The 753-nt window shown below is 68.4% G+C and carries 1 protein-coding gene; it reads right to left on the reverse strand.

Going from position 1 to position 753, the window contains the following annotated elements; genetic code table 11:
* The coding region (locus ACM6JT_RS27140) for a filamentous hemagglutinin N-terminal domain-containing protein (RefSeq protein ID WP_414857664.1) at nt 1–753 on the reverse strand (753 nt) is incomplete at both ends.

The raw sequence follows: 753 nt of genomic DNA on the forward strand, positions 1-753 counted from the left end.
GCCGTCATCAGCACTTCGCCGCCGTCCGCCTTCAGCAGCCCGCCGTTGTTCGCCTGCGCGTCCACCGCGCCGCTTTCGACCTGCAGGTTCAGCAGCCCGTTGCCGTCGAAGTTCACGTTGAACGCATTGCCCGCGCCCAGCGCCACGCGACCCATCTGCGCACGGATCACGCCCGTGTTCGATACGCGTGCGCCCAGCAGCGCCACGCTGCCGCCTTCCGTCGCCGCGATCGTCCCCGCGTTCTCCACCGCTTGACCCGACGTTCCCGCAAATCGATAGCGGCCCGCCAGGAAATCAGCGTCCGTCAGGTTCTGCGTCGACGCCACCAGGCCGCCGACGTTCACTTGTGCGCCCGCGCCGAACATCACGCCGTTCGGGTTCACCAGGAACACGCGACCGTTCGCGTCGATCTGACCGTGAATCTGGCTGCCGTTCGCCCCGATCACCCGGTTCAGCGCGATCGACTGGTTCGTCGGCTGCTGGAACGACACTCGCTCGCCACCACCCACGCTGAAGTCCTGCCAGTTCGTGATCAGCTTGTCCGTGTGCTGGTTGATCGACATCGTCTTGTTGTCCGCGGACGTCGAGATGTCCGCCTTACCCGACGCGATCTCGCCACCCGTCGGCAGCGCGTATGCGCCCGACGCCGCCGCCAGCCCCAGCAGCGACACGCCCGCCGCGAGCAGGCGCTTGCCGCTGCCCGACTTGCCGCGACGGCGCGCCGTTTCCCCGACTGCGCACCAGCCGCCCTGC

The sequence above is a fragment of the Burkholderia sp. IT-111MI5 genome (genome assembly GCF_949752865.1).
Taxonomy (GTDB): Bacteria; Pseudomonadota; Gammaproteobacteria; order Burkholderiales; family Burkholderiaceae; genus Burkholderia; species Burkholderia pyrrocinia_C.